Origin of the sequence: Clostridium tertium, from assembly GCF_902652255.1 — a bacterium.
Lineage (GTDB): Bacteria > Bacillota > Clostridia > Clostridiales > Clostridiaceae > Clostridium > Clostridium tertium_A.
The window spans coordinates 128,380-151,794 of the sequence record NZ_CACRTO010000013.1; the positions used below are offsets into that span (position 1 = coordinate 128,380).

22 protein-coding genes are annotated in these 23,415 nt (G+C 28.1%); 21 read left to right on the forward strand and 1 reads right to left on the reverse strand.

Going from position 1 to position 23,415, the window contains the following annotated elements; genetic code table 11:
- The first annotated feature begins 461 nt into the window (after positions 1 to 461).
- The 7 genes from GPX08_RS05535 to htpG all read left to right on the forward strand — a co-directional run bounded on the left by GPX08_RS05535 (position 462) and on the right by htpG (position 8,889).
- Complete coding sequence (locus GPX08_RS05535) at positions 462 to 1,754, forward strand: H(+)-transporting ATPase (RefSeq protein ID WP_156625844.1); 1,293 nt, start codon at positions 462 to 464, stop codon at positions 1,752 to 1,754.
- 11 nt (positions 1,755 to 1,765) lie between these two features.
- Positions 1,766 to 2,437: a TrkA family potassium uptake protein gene (locus GPX08_RS05540; protein WP_156625845.1), complete on the forward strand. Its 672-nt coding sequence runs from the start codon at positions 1,766 to 1,768 to the stop codon at positions 2,435 to 2,437.
- A gap of 103 nt (positions 2,438 to 2,540) precedes the next feature.
- Positions 2,541 to 2,678, forward strand: a complete 138-nt coding sequence (gene scfA / locus GPX08_RS05545) for a six-cysteine peptide SCIFF (protein ID WP_016208429.1) — start codon at positions 2,541 to 2,543, stop codon at positions 2,676 to 2,678.
- A 198-nt stretch (positions 2,679 to 2,876) separates the two neighbouring features.
- Complete coding sequence (gene scfB, locus GPX08_RS05550) at positions 2,877 to 4,232, forward strand: thioether cross-link-forming SCIFF peptide maturase (RefSeq protein WP_156625846.1); 1,356 nt, start codon at positions 2,877 to 2,879, stop codon at positions 4,230 to 4,232.
- Between the two features lie 84 nt (positions 4,233 to 4,316).
- The gene (locus GPX08_RS05555; protein WP_156625847.1) at positions 4,317 to 5,534 is read left to right on the forward strand and encodes an insulinase family protein; all 1,218 of its coding nucleotides are present in this window, start codon (positions 4,317 to 4,319) and stop codon (positions 5,532 to 5,534) included.
- Between the two features lie 11 nt (positions 5,535 to 5,545).
- Positions 5,546 to 6,958 (forward strand): aminotransferase class I/II-fold pyridoxal phosphate-dependent enzyme, encoded by a 1,413-nt coding sequence (locus GPX08_RS05560; protein ID WP_156625848.1) that lies wholly within the window; start codon positions 5,546 to 5,548, stop codon positions 6,956 to 6,958.
- A gap of 74 nt (positions 6,959 to 7,032) precedes the next feature.
- A complete protein-coding gene (htpG, locus tag GPX08_RS05565; protein ID WP_156625849.1) occupies positions 7,033 to 8,889 on the forward strand; it encodes a molecular chaperone HtpG in 1,857 nt (618 codons plus the stop codon).
- Between the two features lie 113 nt (positions 8,890 to 9,002).
- Here htpG and GPX08_RS05570 read toward each other — a convergent pair whose 3' ends face one another.
- Positions 9,003 to 10,025 (reverse strand): hypothetical protein, encoded by a 1,023-nt coding sequence (locus GPX08_RS05570; protein ID WP_156625850.1) that lies wholly within the window; start codon positions 10,023 to 10,025, stop codon positions 9,003 to 9,005.
- 254 nt (positions 10,026 to 10,279) lie between these two features.
- Between GPX08_RS05570 and GPX08_RS05575 the strand changes: the two genes are divergently transcribed.
- From GPX08_RS05575 to ruvB, 14 genes are all read left to right on the forward strand, one after another.
- Positions 10,280 to 11,119: a pyridoxamine kinase gene (locus GPX08_RS05575; RefSeq protein ID WP_156625851.1), complete on the forward strand. Its 840-nt coding sequence runs from the start codon at positions 10,280 to 10,282 to the stop codon at positions 11,117 to 11,119.
- Entirely contained in the window at positions 11,106 to 11,624 is a 519-nt protein-coding gene (locus GPX08_RS05580) for a TIGR04002 family protein (protein WP_156625852.1), read from the forward strand. Before GPX08_RS05575 ends, GPX08_RS05580 begins: the two co-directional genes overlap by 14 nt.
- Positions 11,625 to 11,646: 22 nt before the next feature.
- On the forward strand, positions 11,647 to 12,429 hold the full coding sequence (locus GPX08_RS05585) for an endonuclease (protein WP_156625853.1): 783 nt from the start codon (positions 11,647 to 11,649) through the stop codon (positions 12,427 to 12,429).
- Between the two features lie 367 nt (positions 12,430 to 12,796).
- Positions 12,797 to 14,215: a repressor LexA gene (lexA, locus tag GPX08_RS05590; RefSeq protein ID WP_156625854.1), complete on the forward strand. Its 1,419-nt coding sequence runs from the start codon at positions 12,797 to 12,799 to the stop codon at positions 14,213 to 14,215.
- Between the two features lie 101 nt (positions 14,216 to 14,316).
- Positions 14,317 to 14,523, forward strand: a complete 207-nt coding sequence (locus GPX08_RS05595) for a hypothetical protein (protein WP_156625855.1) — start codon at positions 14,317 to 14,319, stop codon at positions 14,521 to 14,523.
- 92 nt (positions 14,524 to 14,615) lie between these two features.
- Entirely contained in the window at positions 14,616 to 15,320 is a 705-nt protein-coding gene (locus GPX08_RS05600; RefSeq protein WP_156625966.1) for a DUF3784 domain-containing protein, read from the forward strand.
- 135 nt (positions 15,321 to 15,455) lie between these two features.
- Positions 15,456 to 16,067 (forward strand): DNA-3-methyladenine glycosylase, encoded by a 612-nt coding sequence (locus GPX08_RS05605; protein WP_156625856.1) that lies wholly within the window; start codon positions 15,456 to 15,458, stop codon positions 16,065 to 16,067.
- 69 nt (positions 16,068 to 16,136) lie between these two features.
- Entirely contained in the window at positions 16,137 to 16,517 is a 381-nt protein-coding gene (locus GPX08_RS05610) for a hypothetical protein (RefSeq protein ID WP_156625857.1), read from the forward strand.
- Positions 16,518 to 16,657: 140 nt separating this feature from the next.
- The gene (msrB, locus tag GPX08_RS05615; protein WP_156625858.1) at positions 16,658 to 17,107 is read left to right on the forward strand and encodes a peptide-methionine (R)-S-oxide reductase MsrB; all 450 of its coding nucleotides are present in this window, start codon (positions 16,658 to 16,660) and stop codon (positions 17,105 to 17,107) included.
- 121 nt (positions 17,108 to 17,228) lie between these two features.
- Positions 17,229 to 19,430 carry a stage V sporulation protein D gene (locus GPX08_RS05620; protein ID WP_156625859.1) on the forward strand — a complete coding sequence of 734 codons (2,202 nt, stop codon included), beginning with the start codon at positions 17,229 to 17,231 and terminating at the stop codon, positions 19,428 to 19,430.
- An 18-nt stretch (positions 19,431 to 19,448) separates the two neighbouring features.
- Positions 19,449 to 20,603, forward strand: a complete 1,155-nt coding sequence (spoVE, locus tag GPX08_RS05625; protein WP_156625860.1) for a stage V sporulation protein E — start codon at positions 19,449 to 19,451, stop codon at positions 20,601 to 20,603.
- 83 nt (positions 20,604 to 20,686) lie between these two features.
- Positions 20,687 to 21,553, forward strand: a complete 867-nt coding sequence (locus GPX08_RS05630) for a DegV family EDD domain-containing protein (protein WP_156625861.1) — start codon at positions 20,687 to 20,689, stop codon at positions 21,551 to 21,553.
- Between the two features lie 208 nt (positions 21,554 to 21,761).
- Positions 21,762 to 22,367, forward strand: coding sequence for a Holliday junction branch migration protein RuvA (gene ruvA / locus GPX08_RS05635; RefSeq protein WP_156625862.1), 606 nt, complete (start codon positions 21,762 to 21,764; stop codon positions 22,365 to 22,367).
- Between the two features lie 11 nt (positions 22,368 to 22,378).
- The gene (gene ruvB, locus GPX08_RS05640; RefSeq protein WP_156625863.1) at positions 22,379 to 23,401 is read left to right on the forward strand and encodes a Holliday junction branch migration DNA helicase RuvB; all 1,023 of its coding nucleotides are present in this window, start codon (positions 22,379 to 22,381) and stop codon (positions 23,399 to 23,401) included.
- Positions 23,402 to 23,415: the final 14 nt, after the last annotated feature.

Genomic DNA, 23,415 nt, shown 5'->3' on the forward strand with positions numbered 1-23,415 from the left:
AATATTAATTTGTAATATGTTTTTTTAGAGTATAGAGACTGTAGAGATTTATTTTAATTTAAATCTCTGCGGTCTTTTTTATTAGGGTTAAAGCTTTAAAATAACGCATAAAATTGAGAATAAGAAAGCTTTAATATAAAAATTTAACTTGTTTAAATTTTGTGGGAAGTAATGAGAATTATAGAAATGAATGATTTATTTCAAAAATTTAAATTGTCTAAATTTTCACCTTAACTATTGATTATTAATTACTAAATGTTAATTGAAAATCCTTGTATTTGTGATGTTTTATAATTAAATGAAAACTAATTTGATTTATTTACATTTCAGGGCTAAATTAAGAGAATTTCGGTAAAAATAAAGAAATTGACAGTAAAATTTTAGGAATATATAATTAAGCATAAATTGATAAAATGGATACGACATAGAATATTACTTATATTATGAAGGAGATCTTTATTATGGGAGCATTAAAGAAAATAAGCCCTGGTAGAATTATTGTTTTAGGGTTTTTTTCAGTTATTTTGATTGGAGCACTCTTATTGAAATTACCTATTTCAATAAGAGATGGACAAACTGTCACCTTTGTAGATGCTTTATTTACTTCAACTAGTGCAGTTTGTGTTACTGGATTAATAGCAGTTGATACAGCAGATACTTTTACTGTTTTTGGACGAACTGTAGTAGCTCTTTTAATTCAAATTGGAGGACTTGGAGTAACTTCAGTCGGCGTTGGGGTCATATTACTTATGGGTAAAAAAGTAGGTATTAAGGAAAGAATGCTTATAAAAGAATCCATGAACTTAGATACAATGCAAGGTTTAGTTAGGTTAGTTAAAGCAGTATTAATTATGACCTTAAGCTTTGAATTAGTAGGTACTATATTAAGCTATATAGTCTTTTCAAAAGACTACAGTCCACTGGATGCTTTAGGAATTAGTGTTTTCCATTCGGTAGCAGCCTTTAATAATTCAGGTTTTGATATATTAGGAGGCCTTCAGAATTTAATACCGTACCAAAGTAATATATTGTTAAACCTCACAACTTGTGGACTTATTATATTTGGTGGATTAGGATTTTTAGTAATTAGAGAAATAATAGTGTATAAAAAGTTTAGTAAATTTAGTTTACATACTAAAGTAGTTATTGTAATGACTGCCTTCTTACTTATAGTTGGAACTGTATTCTTAAAGGCAACTGAAGATATTTCATGGCTTGGAGCCTTTTTCTTTAGTACTTCAGCAAGAACAGCAGGATTTAGTACTTATCCATTAAGTAACTTTACAAATGCAGGATTATTTACTTTAACAATTTTAATGTTTATTGGTGCTTCACCTGGATCTACAGGTGGGGGTATAAAGACTACTACAATGTTTACTCTATTTAGAAGTATTTATAGCACAGCAACTAATAAGTACTGTACTGCTTTTAAGAGAAAAATACCTGCTAATACAATAATTAAGGCTTTTAATTTAATAATTTTGGCTTTATTAGTAGTTTGCATGGGTACATTTATGTTAAGTGTTTTAGAGCCAAATTACTCATTTATGCAATTATTATTTGAAACTACTAGTGCCTTTGGTACAGTTGGATTATCTACTGGAATAACACCAGATTTAACTGATCCTAGTAAGATAATTTTATCTGTAATAATGTTTATCGGTAGACTTGGACCTATGACTATGGCAACTATTTGGTCCTTTAAACAAACTCAAGGTGCTTCTTATTCAGAAGAAGCAGTAATTATAGGATAGGGGGAAATATTATGTTTAATCTTAAACCAGCAGTAGAATTTGGAATTATAGGAATAGGTAGATTTGGATTTGCCTTAGCTAAAACTTTAATTGAAGCAGGAAAAGATGTTGTAGTATTAGATAGTGATGAAAATAAAGTAAAGCAAATTAGATCATATACAGAAAATGCTTTTGTTGTGACTAATTTAAATAAAGAAACTCTATTAGAAACAGGGATACAAAATTGTGGGACAGTGTTTGTATGTATTGGAGAAAAGATTGATGTAAGTATATTAACTACTCTAAACGTAATTAATATGGGAGTTAAGAGGGTTATTTCTAAAGCTAATACTTACGAGCAAGGACTTGTATTAAAGAAGATAGGAGCAGAAATAGTTTATCCTGAAAATGATATGGCCATAAGAATTGCAAATAGATTACTTAATGAAGAAGCCTTAGAATTTATAGAATTAAATAATGATATTCATATAGAAGAATTAAGAGCAACCAATAGAATAGATGGTAAAAGTATATTAAAATCTAAAATTAGAAATGAGTTTAATTTAAATATAATAGCTGTAGAGAGAGATGAAGAAACTATGATTGAAGTTGATCCGGAGTATATTTTAAGGGAAAATGACTTAATTGTAGTTATAGGAAAGAAAGATAATATAAGAAGGTTTGAAGAATATTTAAACAATTAAAATAATAGTATAAAATATAAAGAATAAAGGAAATATTGTCTTTAAAAATTCGATATTTTGTGATATAATCGGAAAGAATTTGTAATATAGGGGAGATATTATTATGAAGCATATTAAGACAATCAACAAGACTAACATTAAAAACAGCTTAGTTAAGCCAGGCTGTAAAGAATGTGCTAACTCATGTCAATCAGCTTGCAAAACTTCATGTACAGTTGCAAACTTAGAGTGTGAAAATTAATTAAGAGAAGGAGCTGTTAGCCAATTAAAAATGAATAATTAAAAATTTAAAATTAATGAAAAAACTCCTTTAGGAGTTTTGAAAGATAATTTATTAATATAATTCTTAAGGGATTACATTAATAATTATTCATTATTAATTGGGCTGTCCTTATGGGACAGCTTCTTGACTTTTTAATAAACTTTTGGAGGTAATAAAATGTCATTAATACATAAATTTAAGCAAGGTGAGAATTACTTTGTACTAGACGTTAATACAGGAGCAGTTCACATTGTAGATGAACTTGTATATGATTTAGTTCATGATGAAGGTATGAAGAAAAAATCAGAAATAATAGAATTACTTAAAGGTAAATATGATGAAAAAACTATTGTAGAAGCCTATGATGAAATGGTGGAACTAGTTAAAGATGGTTTATTATATTCTGAAGATCAATATGAAGATATAGCACATGGATCAATGGATGATAGAGATTATATAAAGGCTGTATGCTTAAATATAATTCATGGCTGTAATTTAAGATGTAAATATTGTTTTGCAGATGAAGGAGAATATAATGGACATAAAGGGGTTATGTCTATTGAAACTGCAAAAAAAGCAATAGATTACGTTGTTAAGAGAAGTGGTCCTAGAAGAAATATAGAAATAGATTTATTTGGTGGAGAGCCAACTATGATAATGGACACTATAAAAGAGATAATAAAGTATGCAAGGGATAATGAAAAGGAATGGAAGAAAAATATTAGATTTACCATGACTACAAATGCTACTTTATTAAATGATGATATGATGGACTTTATGGATAAGGAAATGGGGAATATTATATTATCATTAGATGGAAGAAAATGCGTTAATGATAATGTTAGAATTAAGGTAGATGGTTCTGGATCTTATGATGATATCCTTCCAAATATAAAGAAAATGATAGAAAAGAGAACTCCAGGTAAGATGTACTATGTAAGAGGTACCTTTACTAGAGCTAATACAGATTTCTATGAAGATGTAATGGCTATGGTAAATGAAGGATTTAAAGAAGTTTCTATTGAACCTGTAGTATTAGAAGATGGACATCCTCTTTCTCTTAGAAATGAAGATTTACCTGAAATAATGAAGAACTATGATAAGCTTTATGAAGATATGGTAAGAAGAAAAAGAGAAGGCAAAGATGAATACAAATTCTATCATTTCAATGTAGATTTAAATGGTGGACCTTGTGTTTATAAGAGAATTTCAGGTTGTGGAGCTGGTTTTGAATATGTTGCTATAACTCCTCAAGGTGAAGTTTATCCATGTCATCAGTTTGTAGGAAAAGAAGAATACAAGTTAGGAAGTATTTATGATGATACTTATAATGCTGATCTTGGTAAAAAGTTTAAGAAGGCACATATATATAATAAGCCAAAATGTAGAGATTGCTGGGCAAGATTCTATTGTAGTGGAGGATGCCAAGCTAACAATGTAAACTTTAATGGTGATATGAATATACCTTATGAAATTGGTTGTGCTATGCAAAAGAAAAGAATTGAATGCGCAATAGCATTAAAAGCAGAATAATATTATTAAAAGCTGGAATTTGAATAGTCAAGTGCCAGCTTTTAATTTACAATTATATTGTAATAAAGGAGGAGTAGATTCTTTATGGAAGTGATACTAGATAATAATATTAAAGTTATTTATAAAAAAACAACATCAAAGCTTACATCTATCTCTATTTCTGTAGATGCAGGAGCATGTAAAGAAAAGGATTTGCTTGGGCTTGCACATATAACAGAGCATATGGTTTATAAAGGAACAAAGACTAAGTCAGAAGAAGAAATAAATAAGATATTAAGCAGTATATTTGCTTTTCAAAATGCCATGACAAATTATCCATATGTAATTTATTATGGAACTTTACTTAATGAAGACTTTGAAAGGGGAATAGAATTATTTTCTGATTTAATAATAAATCCTATTTTCGATAAAAAGGGTTTTTGCGAAGAAATGGAAGTAATTAAGGAAGAGCTTGAAGAGTGGGATGAAGAAATAGAGCAATATTGTGAAGATAAGCTATTCTTAAATAGTTTTACTAGTAGAAGAATTAAGTATCCTATAATAGGTAGAAAAGATGATTTGAATTCTGTAAAGCTAGAAGATATAAAGGGTTTTTATAGGGAAAACTATTCACCTAGTAAGACTTCAATATCAATAGTGAGCTCAATGCCATTTAATAGGATTTTAGAAGTAGTTAAGAAGTACTTTTCAATATGGGAAGAGAATAGTAATTCAGAAGTGGTTGATAATATAGATTATGAAATAAGTAATTTTAATATATATAGGGATAAAAAGGAAGGCGCTAAAATAGCTAGGGTTCAACGTATTTTTCCAATTAATGAGCTAACTTCTAAGGAACTTAAAGCCTTTAGGCTTTTTAATGAATACTTTGGAGAAGGGGTTAATTCTATACTATTTGATACTTTAAGAACTAAAAATTCATTAGTTTATGATGTGTTAACAAAGATTGCTTATGAAAAGTATATAAAATTATATAAAGTTAATTTTAGCACATCAGTAGAAAAATTAGATAAATCTATAGAGTTATTAGATAATTGTATAAGAGATATTATTAATATAGAAGATGAGAATTTTAAAGTAGATATTTCTTCTTTAGGTAAGTCCTTAAAGCTAAAAAGGTTATTTAGAGAAGAGCAAAATATTATTGCAGCTAAGGAACTTTCTACTTATAGTACTATGTTTGATGATTATAAAATATATAATGATGAAATAGAAGGATTAGAGGATATTACAATAAATGAAATATTAGAAGTTGCTAAGAAAGTACTAAGAAATAGTTCTACTGAAATTATTTATAATTAAGAGAGGTAAATATGAAAAAAGCACCTTTATTAGAAGCAGTTTTAGATTATAAAGAAGAAAATAATTTGATTTTATCAATGCCTGGAAATAAAAGTGGAAAGGCGTTTTTAAGGGATAGATTAGGAGAAAGGTTTAGAAATACCCTTGGGGAATTAGATATAACCGAAGTAGATCCTTTAGATAATTTACATTCTCCAGAGGGCGTAATTAAGGAAGCAGAAGACTTACTAGCTAAAGCTTATAAGGTGAAAAGAGGGTATTTTGTTGTAAATGGAAGTACTGCTAGTAATTTATCAGCAATATTTTCGGCATTTAATGAGGGGGATGAGGTTCTAGTTGAAAGGAACTGCCATAAGTCAGTATATAATGGCCTTATTTTAAGAAAACTTAAACCAATTTATATAGATGCAGTTATAGATAAGAAAATTGGAATCTTTATGCCTCCATCGAAAGATGAGATTATTAAAACATTAAGCATAGCTAAAAATCCAAGGGGAATAATACTAACTAATCCTAATTATTATGGTATTTATTATGAAGATATATCAATATTTAAAGAACTTAAAGAAAAGGGATTAAAAATTATTATAGATGCAGCTCATGGAGCACACTATGGATTTTCAGATGAATTACCAAAATCTATAGCAGCTTTAGGAGACTATGTAATACTAAGTCCTCATAAGACTCTTCCAGCCCTAACTCAAGGAGGTTATTTATTGTCAAATGTAGAAGATGATAATTTGAACTTTTACATAAGAGCTTTTATGACAACATCACCTTCCTACTTAATTATGTCTTCTTTAGATTATGCTAGATATTATTTAGATAATTATGCAGAAGAAGATTATAAAGAGTTAATAGAAAAAGCTGAAGAATATAGAATTAAAATTAATAAATTAAATAAGGTTAGTATAATATCACAGAATAATATTAAAGAAGGCTATGGCATAGATAAGAGTAGATTTTTAATGACTCTAAAGAATGGATATAGTGGCCATAAATTATTAGAATACTTAAAAAGCAGACAGATCCAAGCTGAAATGAGTTTTGCTAAAGGAGTTGTTTTAATATTATCTCCTTCAAATATAGAAGAGGATTTTATTAAGTTATATGAAGCAATTGATGATTTAGAAATGGCGAATATAAACTCAGAAGGAAAAGATTATATATTTAACAGCGTTACAAATGAAAAGATATTAGAACCTTATGAGGTGTTTAATTTAAAAGGAGAATTAGTCAGACTTGAAGATGCAGCCAATAAAATTTCAATGGAAGCAATAGTTCCTTATCCACCTGGAATTCCTTTAGTTCTTCCTGGTGAAAGGATATCAGAGGAATCAATTAATATAATAAATGAGTATATTAATAATAAATTAAGTGTAATTGGTGTTGAAAATAGATTTATTAAGGTAATTTTAGACTAAATAGTCTATAATGAATATTGACAAGATTTTCAATTTTAAATAAAATATTTTACATAAAAAGGAGGGTGTTTTTTATGGAGAAAAATAAAGGGAATATTTCCATTCATACAGAGAATATTTTTCCAATTATTAAGAAATGGTTGTATTCAGATAAGGATATTTTTATAAGAGAGCTTATTAGTAATGGGTGCGATGCCATAAGTAAATATAAAAGATTAGTTAGTCTTGGTGAAACTAAGGAAGATGCTGATAATAAGTACTCTGTAACAGTATCAGTTAATAAATCTGAAAAGACATTAAAATTCATTGATAATGGTATTGGAATGACAGAAGAGGAAGTGAAAAAATATATAAATCAAGTTGCCTTTTCTGGAGCTGAGGACTTTATCAATAAGTATAAGGACCAAATCAATGATGAAAAAGATATTATTGGTCACTTTGGATTAGGTTTTTATTCAGCATTTATGGTAGCAAAAAGGGTTCAAATAGATACTTTATCATATATTGATGATGCTGAAGCTGTAACTTGGGTATGTGAAGGTGGAACTGAATATGAAATCTCACCATCATTAGAAAGAAAAACAAGGGGTACTACTATTACTTTATTTGTTGATGATGATAGTACTGACTTTTTAGAAGTATATAAGGTTCAAGAAATAATAGAGAAATACTGTTCTTTCTTACCTATAGAAATTTATTTAGAGGATGAAAATTCTGAGAATAAGGAAGAGAATAAAAAGCCATTAAATGATACTAATCCACTATGGATGAAAGCTCCAAAGGATTGTACTGATGAAGAATATAAGGACTTCTATAAGAAGGTTTTTAGAGACTTTAACGATCCTCTATTCTGGATTCATTTAAATGTAGATTATCCATTTAATTTAAAAGGAATATTATATTTCCCTAAATTAAAGCATGAGTTAGAAGCAACAGAAGGTCAAGTAAAGTTATATAACAATCAAGTCTTTGTTGCAGATAATATAAAAGAAGTTATACCAGACTTTTTATTACTTTTAAAGGGAACAATAGATTGTCCAGATTTACCTTTAAATGTTTCTAGAAGCTTCCTTCAAAAAGATAAGGATGTAATGAAGATATCTAAGCATATTGTTAAGAAGGTGGCTGATAAACTAGTATCTTTATCTAAAAATGAAAAGGAAAGCTTTAATAATTTCTGGAAAGACATTCAAATCTTTATTAAGTATGGATGCTTAAGAGATGAAAGTTTTTATGATAAAATAAAAGATATAGTTATTTTCAAAAGACTAAATGGTGAATATATAACTTTAAAGGAATATATAGAAAATAACAAAGAAAAGCATGAAAATAAAGTCTTTTATGTAACTGATGAGAAACAACAATCTCAATATATAAAGATGTTTAAGGATGCGGAATTAGATGCATTAGTATTAGATTGCTCTTTAGATAATCATTTTATTAGCTTCTTAGAATCAAAAGAACCAGGTGTTACTTTTGCAAGAATTGACTCTGATATATCTGATATATTAAAAGAAGAAAATAATGAAGATACATCAGATTTTAATAAAAAGATAGAAGATACATTTAAGGAACTAAATATAAAGGATATAAAAGAAGTTAAGGTTCAAGGATTAAAGAATACTGAAACACCAGCTATTATTTTAATTTCTGAAAGCTCAAGAAGAATGTTAGAAATGAGTAAGATGTTTGGTGGAATGGATATGCCAAATATGTTTAATGAAGAAAAGACTTTAGTTTTAAATAGCAATAATCCTATTATTAAGAAGATTGCTTCAAGTAATAATGATGATAAAAAAGAAAAGCTTCAACTAATAAGCAATTACATTGTAGATATTGCACTTTTATCTAATAAGGAGCTTAATGCTGAAGAAATGAATAGTTTTATAGATAGAAGCAATAAGCTTTTAAGTATGGTTATTGAATTATAGAAAATTAAGAAGGCTGCCTTAAGGCAGTCTTTATTAATAGCTAATGGATACAATAAATTTTATCTAAGAAATGTCATTTTCATAGATGTTTTAAAATCCTATTGAGAAGAAATCTAATAATAAATTACTTTAATATCATTTAACTTTGACATTTTTTTTAATAGATTTTTCTTTCTTTCAATTTCTTTACTGGATTCCCCATCATATGTGAAAAGTTTTACTCTTTTTAAAGAAGTTGACTTTTCAAAAATTGAATTAATATAGTGTATATCAGACTCTAATCCATGTCCCATAATAACAATTTCCTCAACATCACCATAATTAGATTTATCTACTGCCGGGAAAAAACCAGTGCTTTCTGCATAGTCTAATATTGGTTTTGATGCTGAACTAGTATCATAAAACTCTCCTTCCTCATCTTTTTTTATAGGAAATTGATATCCTCCCTTGCCACTAAACATACACATCAAATGTGGATTAAACTCTTCCATCAATTCCTCTATATTTTCGTAGTTATTATTATTTAAAAATCTTAAAAAATTCAGTTTTTCTTTTAAAACTTCTTTCCAATACTTTATATAGTTGTTTGTGCTTAAATCAGAAACATCTCCTCTTGCAAATCCTAAAATAATTTTTTTATCATCCTGAATAGAGCCATGAATGAAATTATAATTGGATGTATACATTTTTATTGTATCAGTATAATTAAATGAAATTATATATGTGTCTTCTGTAATTTCTTTTTTAACCCTATCTAATACTTGTATTTTTTTACTTGAGAATTCGTTTTCTAAATAATAAAATAGCAAATCAGATAATTCTTCAAAAATTTTGTTATATTGAAACATATTTTTATCAATTTCATCGTAGTCTTTTTGTGTCAAATTATCATCGAAATTCTTATGAAACATCCAGCTTGATAATCTCTCGATATTTTCTTCGAAAGAATACCAAGTTATATCCTTTACTTTTCCTTCATCATCTAAAAAAGGAATTTCACTACCAAGTTCTTTAACAAGTTTATGAAATTCAATAATAACAGGATTCTTTATATTTTTTTCTGCAAAAGCTGAATATGAAGTTTGTAACCCATGAGCTAAATCGAATCCATTTCCGATTAATATAAGTTTATTCATAAACTAGCACCTCCACAAATTTTAATTTATATTATAATTAAATTTTACTATAATAAGTCAATAAAATCATTTGTTTATATTTTTCTATACACCAATATTACTATATTTATTTATTTATTTATTTATTTATTTATTTATTTATTTATTTTAAAGTTTTACAGCTTACTGAGATTACAACTTGTACCGGTACAATGGACAAAATGAAAATCTTGGATTATTATATATAAATAACTTAAAAAAGAGTAGGTGCACTTATGAGGGAAGTTAAAAAGGTAGCAACAATTAATGATTTATCAGGAGTAGGGAGATGTTCTTTAACAGCAGCAATACCAATATTATCTGCTTTAGGGGTACAATGTTGTCCATATCCAACAGCTGTTTTATCATGCCATACTGGATTTGATCAGTACACTTTTTTAGATATCACAGATGAGATGGTTAAATATAAGGATTCATGGAAGACACTAGGCATAAATTTTGATTGTATTTATAGTGGATTCTTAGGATCAGAGAAACAAATAGATATAGTTTTGAATTTTGTTAATGAAAGGGAGAATGCTTTAGTAGTAGTTGATCCTGTTATGGGAGATAACGGAGTTAAATATGACACCTTTACTAACAGCATGTGTAGTAAAATGAAACACTTAGTTTCAATTGCTAATATAGTAACTCCTAATTTAACAGAAGCTTGCATATTAACAGGAGAAGAATACGATAAGTATAATACTAGCGATGAAAAAGTTATTGAAATCTGCAAAAAGATTAGTAATCTTGGGCCAGAAAAAGTAATAATAACAGGAATAATAAAAGAAAATAATATATATAACTATGCTTATGATAAAGAAAAAAACGAAGTTTTTAAAGTAAAGTCAAAATTCAATCATGAGTCCTATAGTGGAACGGGAGATGTATTTACATCTATTATTATAGGATTGCTTATGAATAACCATGATTTAAACTATGCTATCAAACATGCAACTGACTTCATATATAAAGTAATAGAATTTACTTCTAAGTTTAAAACTGATACTAATGAAGGAATTATGTTTGAAGCCTTTTTAAAGGAGTTGATTTTAATTAATGAATACAAGTAATAAAACTAGAAATATAGTATTAACAGCTTTATTTTCAGCTTTAATATGTGTAAGTATAATATTTTTCCATATACCAACAGGCTTTAATGGTGGGTATATACATCTAGGAGATGCTATTATATATTTAACAGCTGTAATATTACCGACTCCCTATGCTATGATTGCAGCAGGAATTGGTGGAGCACTTTCAGATGGATTAACTGGTGGTATAGTATGGATATTACCGACAATGATTATAAAACCAATGATGGTATTTTGCTTTTCTTCAAAAAGTGATAATATAATTTCAAAGAGAAATGTTCTTGCAGTATTTTTAGCAGGGGCAATAGGAGTATTTGGATACTATTTAGCTGGTGCAATAATTTCAGGAAACTTTTTAGCACCAATTGCAACTTTATTTATGGAGATGATACAACCTATTGCAAGTGGAATAATATTTGTCGTTTCAGGATATGTTTTAGATAAATTAAAACTAAGAGACAGAATTTCTTTAGCTACAAAATAGTGACATAGTAAGGAGATCCAGTATGAAGGTTTTAACCTTTAACTTAAGAACTGATTTTTTATTAGATATTAACAATAGATGGAATACTAGAAAAGATATCGTATATGAAATAATAAATAATAATGACTATGATATTATCGGAGTTCAAGAATTAAATAATAAGATGTACATGGACTTAGCTTCTGAGATTTCTAACTATAATTTGGTTGGAAGTCCAAGAAGCTCTAAGTATTTTATAGAAAGAAATGACATATTAGTTGCAAAGAGGCATAGAATTATTAACCATAACACTTTTTGGTTATCTGATAAGCCGGATAAAATGGGAAGTGCTGTATGGTATTCTGTGTTTCCAAGGATTTGTACTACAGCATTGATAGAACTTGAAGATGGTAATCTTATACGAGTATATAATACTCATTTAGATTTTTTATTACCTAAGGCAAGGGAATATGGCCTTAAAAAGATTGGAGAATATATTGAAAATCAACATAAAAAAGATGATTATCCAGCAATTTTAATGGGAGATTTAAATGCAGGTCCTAAAAGTAAAGCTATTACAGAATTTAAAAATGGTAAATATAGTAGCAAAAGATTTGTTGCAGTACAAGATTATAATAAGGAAATATACAATAGTGCAACTTTAGGAAAATTTAAAGGAATAAAAAAAGGACTACATATTGATTATATATTTGTAAGTGATGAATTTGAAATAATTAATAATGAAATAATTTATTATAATAAAAATGGTAGATACCCATCAGATCATTACCCTATGATGGCAGAGTTGGAATTGAAAAATTTATAATGTAGTTGTTCCAAAGTAATAAGAATAAAGTAATATTTAAAACTCCTAGTGGAGTTTTTCTTTATTTTGAATTAAAATTTAATAAAGTAGGTGCTGTCGCACAATGAAAAAATAAGAATGAATAATGAAAAATTAATGAAAAAACTCCTTAAGGAGTTTTTAAAAGAAGTTAATTTTAGTAATTCTGTAAGAATTACATCAATAATTCTTCATTTTTAATTTTTAATTCTTAATTTGGGCTGTTTGTGCGACAGCACCTAGAAATTATAAAAATAAGTATAGATTTCCTCTGGAATTTGACATAAATCCTAATAAAATATATTATTAAAATACATTTAAAATAGACAGAAGATGGGGCGGTGAAGATATGGAACTTACAGAATATCAAAAAAAGTTTATTAAGAATAAGGCCTTAGGATATCAAATATTAAAAGGTAAAGAAGGTACAGGGAAAAGTACTGCTTCAATTTATAAATTATTAAACTTAGAAAACAATTATTGCTTATATGAAGAAGATAGGATTCTATTTGTAACATCAAACTATAGCAAAAATATAGAAGCAAAAGAGTTATATAATAATGAAGGTAAAGAAAATTACTTTTATTCATTATTTTCTTTAGAGAAAAATAGAGTTGATATTATAACATTAGAAGAACTTATAAATACATATTATAATGCTTACAAAAGAGAAAAAGGACAAGTGTTTAATATAATTCATAGAAGAGAAGCCTTAAAGATATTAGAAGGTTTAAAAGAAGATATAGAAATTTATTATAAAAAATCAAAATTTCTAAAAAAAGCTTCCTTTGAATTTTTATTAGATGAAATTCTTTGGATAAAGGCAAGCAACTTTTCTTTAGAAGAATATTTAAATATTGATAGAAAAGGTAGAAAATCTAGGATTAAGAAGTCTTCTTATACTCGTGAAGCTATTTATAATATTAAAGAGATATATAATGAAAAATTATATTCAAGTTCTAGAATAGATGAGTATGATCACGCATTATTTGCAATTCAATATGTTAAGAAGTTAAAAGGACTTTATAATCATATAATACTTGATGATATTGAAATATTAACAAAAGCTGAGATAGATTTTGTTAAAGCTATTTATAAAGAAAAAACTTATTCTACATTCATTTTAATATTAAATAGTGAACATAATATTAAGGAAAATTCATGGATGATTAAGGGAAGAAAATTTAACTCTTTAGGAATAGATATAAAAGGAAAAACTTTTAACTTTAAATTAAAGTTTGAAGGTAAGAAGAAGGAAGTTAATACTATAGAGAAATATCAATATATAAATCTCAGAAATAAAGATGTTGTTGAATTTAATATAGATACTGCATCTAATAATAAAGAGTTATTGGAAGATGAAAAAGTTATTTTTAATGAAGATGAATTATTAGACGTTCCAATGTTTAATAATATCGCAGCAGGTAATCCAATTGAAATAAATGATAATATTGAAGGAAGCTTCTATTTACCTAAATACTGGCTTGAGAAGGGCAAGGAATCATTTATTCTGAGAGTTAAAGGAGACTCTATGGTTGATAAAAATATCTGTGATGGAGATTTAGTAGTAATTAAAAAGCAAGCTACTGCAAATCATAATGATATAGTTGCAGCTAATTTAGAAGGAGAAGCAACCTTAAAAACATTAAATTTAAATAGTGATACTCCAAAACTTATGCCAGCAAACTCATTATATTCGCCAATAGAATTGGCTAATAGAGATGTTAGTATATTAGGAGTGGCTATTGGAGTAATTAAAAACAATTAATTGAGCTGTCTTTACGACAGCTCCTTTTATTTCCCTGTAAATAATTTACATATAAATATAACAAGGTGAATATTATTTAATGAAGGGAGATGGATAGGAAGATGGATTTAGATTTATTAAAGGATCATAAAAGAAAGATTTTAGATAATATTAATTATGCTAAAGGAGTTAATATAAATAAAGTTTCAGCTATTTTAGTATGTAATGATGAGGACTTACAAAGAGAATTATTATCTTGGTTAATTTTTGAAGGGTACAAAGTTTCTCTTACAAGAGAAGATGTTAATATTCTAACAATAGAATGGTAAAGTATAATCTTAAAAAGTATTGACTTAATCACCTAAAGTGATATAATTAACCTTATAAAAGGTGGTTTTTAACTTTAAAGGAGTTGATTTCTATAATGTCCATAATTATATATTCAGTAATAAGTTTACTATTTATAATAATAGGACTTGCTGTAAGTAAGTATAAATGTTATTGGTTAATATCAGGATATAATACTGCTTCTAAAGTTGAAAAAGAAAATATGGAAATTGAAGAAATAGCTAAACACATGAGTAGAATGTGTTATGTAATTTCTGCTATATTATTTTTAGGTGGAATAATCACAGAATATTTCAATTTTACTATAATACCTCTAGTGATAATACTAGTAATGATAGTTTTTGGATACCTATTTTATTTGCAAAGATTTGATCATAATAAGAAAAGCAAGGCTGAAACAGTAGTTTTAGTAGTTGTTAGTTTTATAACTTTTGCAATATTAATTATAACTTTTTCTTTAGGAAATGAGCCTAATGAAATAAAAATTACAGATAGTAGTATTATAATTGATGGAGGTTATGGAACATCTATAAAAAAGGAAAATATAATTTCAATTGAATCTATAGAAAGTTTACCTGAGATATCTAGTAGGACAAATGGATACAGTGATGGAGTAAATAAAAAAGGTGATTTCAAATTAGAAAATGGTGAGAAAATAAAGCTTTATGTACAAAGCGAAGATGGGCCTTTTATAAAAATAACTTCAAAGGATAAAGTTGTTTTTATTAATTATAAAGATAAGGTTGAAACCTTAAAATTATTAAATAATCTAAAATAGCAAGAAAATAGAGCCCTAAGGGCTCTATTTTCTTGCTATTTTAGATGTAAATACATTTTTAAGGTTTTAAAAACAAATAATATAGTATAATAAAGTTAGATTATAAAATAACTTATATAATTATAAGGAGGCTTTATGATTATAGAAAAGGATTTTTATCAAGGAGATGCACTAAGTATTGCAAAGAACATACTAGGAGATTATTTAGTAAGAGAAATAGATGGGAAAGTAGTAAGATCAATAATAGTAGAAACAGAGAGCTATATAGGTGCAATAGATAAAGCTTGTCATGCATATAATTATAAGAAAACTGAAAGAACAAAACCTCTTTTTGAAGAAGGAGGAATTGCCTATGTATATTTTATTTATGGGCTTTACCATTGTTTAAATATAGTTACTAATGTAAAAGATGAACCTGAAGCAGTACTAATTAGAGCTATAGAACCTTTAGATAATTTTGATTATTTATCTAATATTAGATTTAATAAAGACTATAATGACCTGACAAGAGTTCAGAAGAAAAATTTAACGAATGGACCTTCAAAACTTTGTAGTGCATTAAGCATTACGAAAAAAGAAAACTATAAAAAGCTTTATGAAAAAGGAAATCTTTATATAGAAGCTAATCCTAATAAAAATTTTGAAATAGTGGAGACTACAAGGATTGGAATAGATTATGCAGAAGAAGCAAAGGATTTTGTTTGGAGATTTTATATTAAAGATAATCCTTATGTTTCTAAGAAGTAAAGAACAGTAATGTATAAATATAATTATAAGGACAAAACTATTAGTGATTATTTTATAAGGAGGTATTTTATGAAATTAAAAAAATCACTAATAGTTATATTCTCATTTCTACTTTGTTCATTTATTATAATAGGTGCTAATCCTGAGAAGGGTATTAATACTAAGAGCCCTGTCTTTATTGGAGAAATAGTTGATATTCAAAAGGGTGAGGATGGAAAATCTACTAGGATAACTGTGGACGGTTTTATTAAAGGAGTAGAAGTTGGAAAAACTAAAATTGTGGGAATCATAAATGAAGAAACAAAAATAATGAATTCTTTAAATGATAAGAAGGAAAACATAGAACTTCAAAAGGGAGATTTAGTTTATATGAGATTATCTGAAGCTATGACTAAATCAATTCCACCACAAGTTGTAGTAAAAAGAATATTTGTAACTAAGAATAAGTAGACAAAATAAAAAATGTATTTATAATATATTTATATTTCAATTAATAATTTACAACATTATGATGCTATAAGATTAAAAGTTAATAGCTTATTTAAGCAAAATAACTAAATTGAAAGTATAGTATATAAATAAATGGAGGGATGGAATTGAAAACTTATAGTAAAGAAGAGTTGAAAAATAAATTAACAGATTTACAATATAAAGTTACTCAAGAAAGTGCAACAGAAGCACCATACAACAATGAATATTTTAATAATTTTGAAGAAGGAATATATGTTGATGTTGTGTCTTTAGAGCCTTTATTTGTATCTAGTGATAAATTTGATTCAGGTTGTGGCTGGCCAGCCTTTTCAAAACCTATTGATAGAAAATTGATTAAGGAAAAGATGGATGCAAGTTATGGTATGATTCGAACTGAAGTTAGAAGTAAGAATGCTGACTCACATTTAGGTCACGTGTTTTGTGATGGTCCTGAAGAATTAGGTGGGCTTAGATATTGTATAAACTCTGCTTCTTTAAAGTTTATCCCAAAAGATAAAATGAAAGAAGAAGGATATGAAGAATATTTACCATTATTGAACAAAAAGTAAAGATGATTCTTCATCTTTACTTTTATTTTAGGGTTTATACTGATTTACATAATTATTGGCTATTTGATATAATTAATAATACAACCTATGAAAATAAAAAAATGTGCCATGGGGGTTTAGGATGAAAAGAAGAACTAAAAAAAATACTAAAAAGAATAGCAGTCATTCAAGAGAAAGAGCTTTATATGTAGCTTTAGGTGTATGTTTGATTTTTCTAATACTGATAGGAAGACTTACTTACATTATGATTTATAAGAGCAAAGAGTACAAGCATATGGCTCAAGGTCAATGGAACTCTCAGGTTACAGTCGAAGCTGATAGAGGAGACATAACAGATAGAAATGGATCTATACTTGCAACATCAATTGATGTTTATAGAGTAGATCTGGATATAAAAGCTATAGAGTCTTATATAGAAGATGAGGAAAATAAAACTACTAAGGAAAAAGTAGCTAGAGATTTATCAGATGCTTCTGGGGTACCTTATGAAGAGGTAATGAAAAAGTTAAATCCAATTAATGAAGAAGGTGTACAAGTTAATACCAGTACTTTAATAAAAGGAATAGATAAGGAAGTTGCTGATAAAATTCAGGATTTGGATATATATGGTGTAATTATCTCTATTAATCCAAAGAGATATTATCCAAATAATAATTTCTTGGCTCACGTCCTTGGAAGTGTTAACTCAGATAATATAGGGTTAAATGGAGTAGAACTTCAATATGATTCAGAATTAACAGGTATTGCGGGATATAAAATAGCAGAAGTAGATGGAAGTCTTAAAGAGTTACCTTTTCAGACAGTTAAATATACAAGCCCTGTAGACGGAAAAAATGTAGTGTTAACAATAGATGAAAATATACAATTAATGGCGGAAAAGGCAGCTGAAAAGGGATATACAGATAATAAGGCCACAGAAGTAAGTATAATTGTAATGAATCCTAATAATGGAGAAATACTTGCTATGACAAATAAGCCTGATTTTGACCCGAATAAACCATATGAAGAATATGAAAAATTTGAAGGAGCTGATGATTCAGAAAAACTTCAAAATATGTTTAGAAACAGTGCAATAAGTGATGCCTTTGAACCAGGATCAACTTTTAAAAATTTCACAATGGCTGCAGTATTAGAAGAGGGACTAGCTAGTGAAAATGATACTTTCTATTGTGATGGAGGAGTTAAGTTTGGATCAACAACTATAAAATGTTGGAATTTATCAGGTCATGGAACTCAAACTTTACCTGAAATACTTCAGAATTCATGTAATGTTGGGTTTATGGAATTAGGAGCTAGACTTGGTCCTGCAAAATTAAAAGAATATATTGATAAGTTTGGATTTGGTCAACTTAGTAGAATAGATTTACCAGGAGAAGCTGAAGGAATTGTAAAATCAGTAAGTGATATAAGTGAAATGGATTTAGCTACTATAGCATTCGGACAAACTAACACAGTTAATAGTATACAATTAATGCAAGCATTTAATGCAATAGCAAATGGGGGAGATTTAATCCAACCTCACATTATGAAAGAAGTAAACTATGAAGCAGGAAATGGAACAAAAGTGATAGATGAAACTTTTAAACCAATAGTTCAAAATAACGTTATATCAGAACAAACCACAGCAACTTTAAGAGATTATTTAGAAAGAACTATTAATAATGGTCAACAAGTTGGGGCTTTTATGGGAGTTGAAAGAAGAGTGGGAGGTAAAACTGGTACAGCTCAAAAAGTAGATCCAATAAAGGGTGGTTACTCAGATGATAAGTATATAGCTTCAGTGCTAGCCTTATATCCTGTAGAAGACCCTCAAATAACTGTTTATATTAAGGTTGTAGATCCAAGTGCAGGCCAATATTATGGTGGCCCAGTTACAACTCCAATCTTAAAATCTTTACTAAGTGAATTATTTACTTATATGGACTCACAGGTTTATAAAGATAGATATACTGAAAAAGAAAAAATAGTTGTGCCAGAAGTAAGAGGAAAGACAATCGAAGAAGCTAAAAAAATCCTAGAAGAGAATGGATTAAAAATAGAAGTTGAAAGTACTTCAAATAAGGTTACTAATATAGAACCGTATCCAGGATCATTAGTTGAAAAAGGATCAACAATAAGTGTCAATGTAGTTAACGACAAGATAGATCCAAATAAACTTATTATGCCAGATTTAAAGGGGAAAACTTTAGAGGAAGCTATGAAAATACTAGATAGCATAAATATAACTTATAAAGCTAGCGGAGTTGGTGTAGTAGATGGTCAAGATGTTTTAGCTGGGAAACTAATAGAAAAGGGAACCAAGGTTAAATTAGATTTAAAATAATGAGTAGTAGGAGAGAGAATGAATACAGTTAGTAGAGGAAATAGAAAACCTAGAAATAAGAATAGAAGAATAAAGATGAAAGATATAGACTATGGACTACTATGTGGAATTTTAATACTACTTTTTATAGGTATTGTTATGGTGTATTCTTCTAGTTCATACTATGCTTTATACCAAAAGGATGTATATAATAGTAATTTTTATTTTATTAAAGAGATTACTTGGGCAATAGTTGGAATAATAGGTATGTTAATTACTATGTCTATAGACTATCATACTTATAGAAAGTGGACTCCAATGTTAGTTGTTTTTACAATAGTTACTTTGATTTTGGTGTTATTTATTGGAAGTAATATTAATGGAGCTACAAGGTGGATAAGACTTGGGCCACTATCATTCCAGCCTTCAGAACTTGCAAAGTATGTTTTAGTATTGTATCTTGCACATCTTATTGATCAAAGAAAAGATAAGATAAAAAAGTTTAAAGAAGGAACGTTATATTATTTAGCTGTTGCAGCTGTTTTTGCTGTTTTAATTCTTGCTGGTAAGAACTTAAGTATTACTGCTATTGTAATGATGGTAGCCTGCATTATGATATTAGTGGGTGGTGCTAAGATAAGTCACTTGTTTTCATTAGTTCCTGTAGGGATTGCAGCAGGTGTAGTGCTTATTTATACACAAAGTTATAGATTGCAAAGATTAACTGCTTTCTTAGACCCATGGGCTGATCCATCAGGAGATAGTTATCAGTTGATACAGTCTTTATATGCTCTAGGTTCAGGTGGAATATTTGGTTCAGGATTAGGAAATTCAAGACAAAAAGCTCTTTTTATGCCTGAACCACATAATGATTTTATATTTGCAATTATAGGTGAGGAACTTGGTCTTATTGGATGCATAGCAATAATATTAGTATTTATGTTTATTGTTATAAAAGGAGTTTCAATAGCAATTAAAGCTAGAGATAATTATGGATTCTTGGTATCTATTGGTATAATTTCAGTAATAGCAATACAAGCAATAATAAATATAGCAGTTGTAACTGGATCAATGCCAGTAACAGGTGTGCCGATGCCTTTTATAAGTTATGGAGGTACATCATTAGTATTTAATTTAGGGGCAATAGGTATACTATTAAATATATCGAGACAAAGCAAAGAAGAAATAAAATAAAAATTGATAATAAGTATGGAATTATTTTGTAGTAGTAATATAATTATAGTATAAGAAATAGCAATAAATAACAGGAGGAAATAATGAAAACAATAATATTTACAGATTCATGTTGCGACTTACCAATTAGTTTTGTAAAAGAAAATAATATTGAAGTTATGCATCTTAGAGTTAATATTAAAGGCCAAGATATACCGGATGATTTAGGCGAAAGTATAAGCTATAAAGATTTTTATAAACTTATACGAGACGGAGAAATGCCAACAACATCCCAAGCAAATGTTGGAGAGTTTCAAGAAAAATTTGAGAAATATGTTAGTGAAGGATATTCAATAATATATATAGGTTTTTCATCGGCTTTAAGTGGTTGTGTTAATAGTGCAAGAATAGCAATGGAAAATATTAAACAGGAAAAAGAAGAAGCTGATATAACAATTATAGATACTAAAAGTGCATCTATGGGGCTTGGTTTATTAGTTTATTATGCAGCAAATATGCTTAAGGATGGTAAGAGCAAAGTTGAAATAATAAATTGGATCGAAGAAAATAAGCTAAAGGTAAATCATTGGTTTACTGTAGATGATTTAAATCATTTAAAGAGAGGTGGAAGAGTTTCAAGCTCTGTAGCGATAGTTGGAACTATGTTAAATATAAAGCCTATAATGCATGTAGATGATGAAGGAAGGTTAATACCTGTATCTAAAGTTAAGGGAAGAAAAAAATCTATTAAATCATTACAAGAAAAGCTGATAGAAAAGATAGTTAATCCTGAAGAACAGACTATTTTTATTAGTCATGGAGACTGCATAGAAGAAGCTGAGCATTTAAAAGAATTAATACTTAATGAGATTAAAGTTAAGGATGTTATTATAAATAATGTTGGGCCTGTAATCGGAAGCCATTCTGGACCAGGTACAATGGCATTGTTCTTTATGGGAAGTTCTAGATAATAAGATAATATTTGATTTAAAAAATAGAGTTTAAAAAGGGTTGCCTCTAGTATGCAAAGAGGTAACTCTTTAGTTTTTTCAGAAATTAATATAATATTTACAGATATAAATTGAAGAAGTTGAATTATTTTATTTATAATGATAAAGTATAGTGTAGATTAAAATATGAATATAAGTATAGTTGATATGCATAAAGGAGTGTTAGTTTATGTATGAATACATAAAGGGAAGTTACAAGGGAATAAATAAAGATTATATTATAGTTGAAAATAATGGAATTGGATATAAGGTGTTTACTTCAGGTGCAACTATGTCAGCTATGCCAAAAATAGATGAAGAAGTTAAGTTATATCTTGAACAGATAGTTAGAGAAGACTTTTTAGGTCTTTATGGCTTTGATACTAAGGAAGAACTTGAAATGTTTAAACTATTAATATCTATAAATGGTGTAGGAGCTAAGGCGGCATTATCATTGTTATCTATAAGTAGAATTAATAATTTAAGATATGCAATTATGATGGGTGACGATAAGCATTTATGTAAGGCACCTGGTATAGGTAAAAAAACTGCAGGAAGAATTATATTAGAGCTTAAAGATAAGATTAAAAAGGAAGAAATTGCAGGAAATAATGAGAATTCTTCAGATTTTATGGATTTAGCTTCCAATAATGCTATGAATATTGCTGAAGCATTAAGTGCTCTTTTAGCATTAGGATACTCAGAGAAGGAAGCAGAAGCAGCTTTAAGTAAGGTTGATAAAACTGAAAGTATTGAAAATATTATTAAGAATTGCTTAAAAGTTCTTATGGGATAGAGAGGTGAATTATGGAAAGAATAATAACACCACAAGAAATATTTGAAGATGGAAGTGTATTAAGTTTAAGGCCACAAAGTTTAGAGGAATACATAGGGCAAGATAAGGTCAAGGAGAGATTAAGTATTTTTATTAAAGCTGCTCAAAATAGAAGTGAAGCCTTAGATCATGTGCTTCTTTATGGACCTCCAGGTCTTGGGAAGACAACTTTAGCTAATATTATAGCTAAAGAAATGGATGGAGAGCTTAAGATAACATCAGGACCTGCTATTGAAAGGGCTGGTGATTTAGCAGCAATACTTACTACTCTTAAGGATAATGATGTTTTATTTATAGATGAGATTCATAGGCTAAATAGAAATGTAGAAGAAATATTATATCCTGCCATGGAAGATTATGTTTTAGACATTGTAATAGGAAAAGGGGCGGCTGCAAAGTCTATTAGATTGGACTTACCAAAGTTCACCTTAATAGGGGCTACTACTAGAATTGGAATGCTTACATCTCCTCTTAGAGATAGATTTGGAGTTCTTTGTGATATGCAGTATTATTCAGTTGAGCAACTTAAGGAGATTGTAATAAGATCTGCCTTTGTTCTAAACTGCCATATTACAGAAGAAGGAGCTCTAGAGCTTGCAAGAAGGTCTAGAGGTACTCCTAGAATTGCTAATAGATTATTAAAAAGAGTTAGAGATTATGCAGAAGTTTATTCTAATTCATTAATAAGTGCAAAGGAAGCTAAGGCTGCTTTAGATTTGCTTGAAGTTGATAATAAGGGCTTTGATAGAGTAGATAATAAAATCCTAGAAGCAATTATAGATAATTTTAATGGGGGACCTGTAGGTATAGAAACTTTATCATACTTTATAGGTGAAGAGCTTGGAACTATTGAGGATGTATATGAACCATATTTACTTCAAACAGGTTTTATAGTAAGAACTTCAAGAGGTAGAATTGCAACTGATAAGGCTTATGACCATTTGGGGAGAAGCAAAAATAAAAAGACAAATGGAGAGCAACAGAGGCTATTTTAAGAATGAATGACCAT

What these genes read in the sequence shown, in the direction of transcription:
- GPX08_RS05535 (WP_156625844.1), top strand. Translation starts at nt 462, where the DNA reads ATGGGAGCATTAAAGAAAATAAGCCCTGGTAGAATTATTGTTTTAGGG.
- GPX08_RS05540 (WP_156625845.1), top strand. Translation starts at nt 1,766, where the DNA reads ATGTTTAATCTTAAACCAGCAGTAGAATTTGGAATTATAGGAATAGGT.
- scfA (WP_016208429.1), top strand. Translation starts at nt 2,541, where the DNA reads ATGAAGCATATTAAGACAATCAACAAGACTAACATTAAAAACAGCTTA.
- scfB (WP_156625846.1), top strand. Translation starts at nt 2,877, where the DNA reads ATGTCATTAATACATAAATTTAAGCAAGGTGAGAATTACTTTGTACTA.
- GPX08_RS05555 (WP_156625847.1), top strand. Translation starts at nt 4,317, where the DNA reads ATGGAAGTGATACTAGATAATAATATTAAAGTTATTTATAAAAAAACA.
- GPX08_RS05560 (WP_156625848.1), top strand. Translation starts at nt 5,546, where the DNA reads ATGAAAAAAGCACCTTTATTAGAAGCAGTTTTAGATTATAAAGAAGAA.
- htpG (WP_156625849.1), top strand. Translation starts at nt 7,033, where the DNA reads ATGGAGAAAAATAAAGGGAATATTTCCATTCATACAGAGAATATTTTT.
- GPX08_RS05570 (WP_156625850.1), bottom strand. Translation starts at nt 10,025, where the DNA reads ATGAATAAACTTATATTAATCGGAAATGGATTCGATTTAGCTCATGGG.
- GPX08_RS05575 (WP_156625851.1), top strand. Translation starts at nt 10,280, where the DNA reads ATGAGGGAAGTTAAAAAGGTAGCAACAATTAATGATTTATCAGGAGTA.
- GPX08_RS05580 (WP_156625852.1), top strand. Translation starts at nt 11,106, where the DNA reads ATGAATACAAGTAATAAAACTAGAAATATAGTATTAACAGCTTTATTT.
- GPX08_RS05585 (WP_156625853.1), top strand. Translation starts at nt 11,647, where the DNA reads ATGAAGGTTTTAACCTTTAACTTAAGAACTGATTTTTTATTAGATATT.
- lexA (WP_156625854.1), top strand. Translation starts at nt 12,797, where the DNA reads ATGGAACTTACAGAATATCAAAAAAAGTTTATTAAGAATAAGGCCTTA.
- GPX08_RS05595 (WP_156625855.1), top strand. Translation starts at nt 14,317, where the DNA reads ATGGATTTAGATTTATTAAAGGATCATAAAAGAAAGATTTTAGATAAT.
- GPX08_RS05605 (WP_156625856.1), top strand. Translation starts at nt 15,456, where the DNA reads ATGATTATAGAAAAGGATTTTTATCAAGGAGATGCACTAAGTATTGCA.
- GPX08_RS05610 (WP_156625857.1), top strand. Translation starts at nt 16,137, where the DNA reads ATGAAATTAAAAAAATCACTAATAGTTATATTCTCATTTCTACTTTGT.
- msrB (WP_156625858.1), top strand. Translation starts at nt 16,658, where the DNA reads ATGGAATTGAAAACTTATAGTAAAGAAGAGTTGAAAAATAAATTAACA.
- GPX08_RS05620 (WP_156625859.1), top strand. Translation starts at nt 17,229, where the DNA reads ATGAAAAGAAGAACTAAAAAAAATACTAAAAAGAATAGCAGTCATTCA.
- spoVE (WP_156625860.1), top strand. Translation starts at nt 19,449, where the DNA reads ATGAATACAGTTAGTAGAGGAAATAGAAAACCTAGAAATAAGAATAGA.
- GPX08_RS05630 (WP_156625861.1), top strand. Translation starts at nt 20,687, where the DNA reads ATGAAAACAATAATATTTACAGATTCATGTTGCGACTTACCAATTAGT.
- ruvA (WP_156625862.1), top strand. Translation starts at nt 21,762, where the DNA reads ATGTATGAATACATAAAGGGAAGTTACAAGGGAATAAATAAAGATTAT.
- ruvB (WP_156625863.1), top strand. Translation starts at nt 22,379, where the DNA reads ATGGAAAGAATAATAACACCACAAGAAATATTTGAAGATGGAAGTGTA.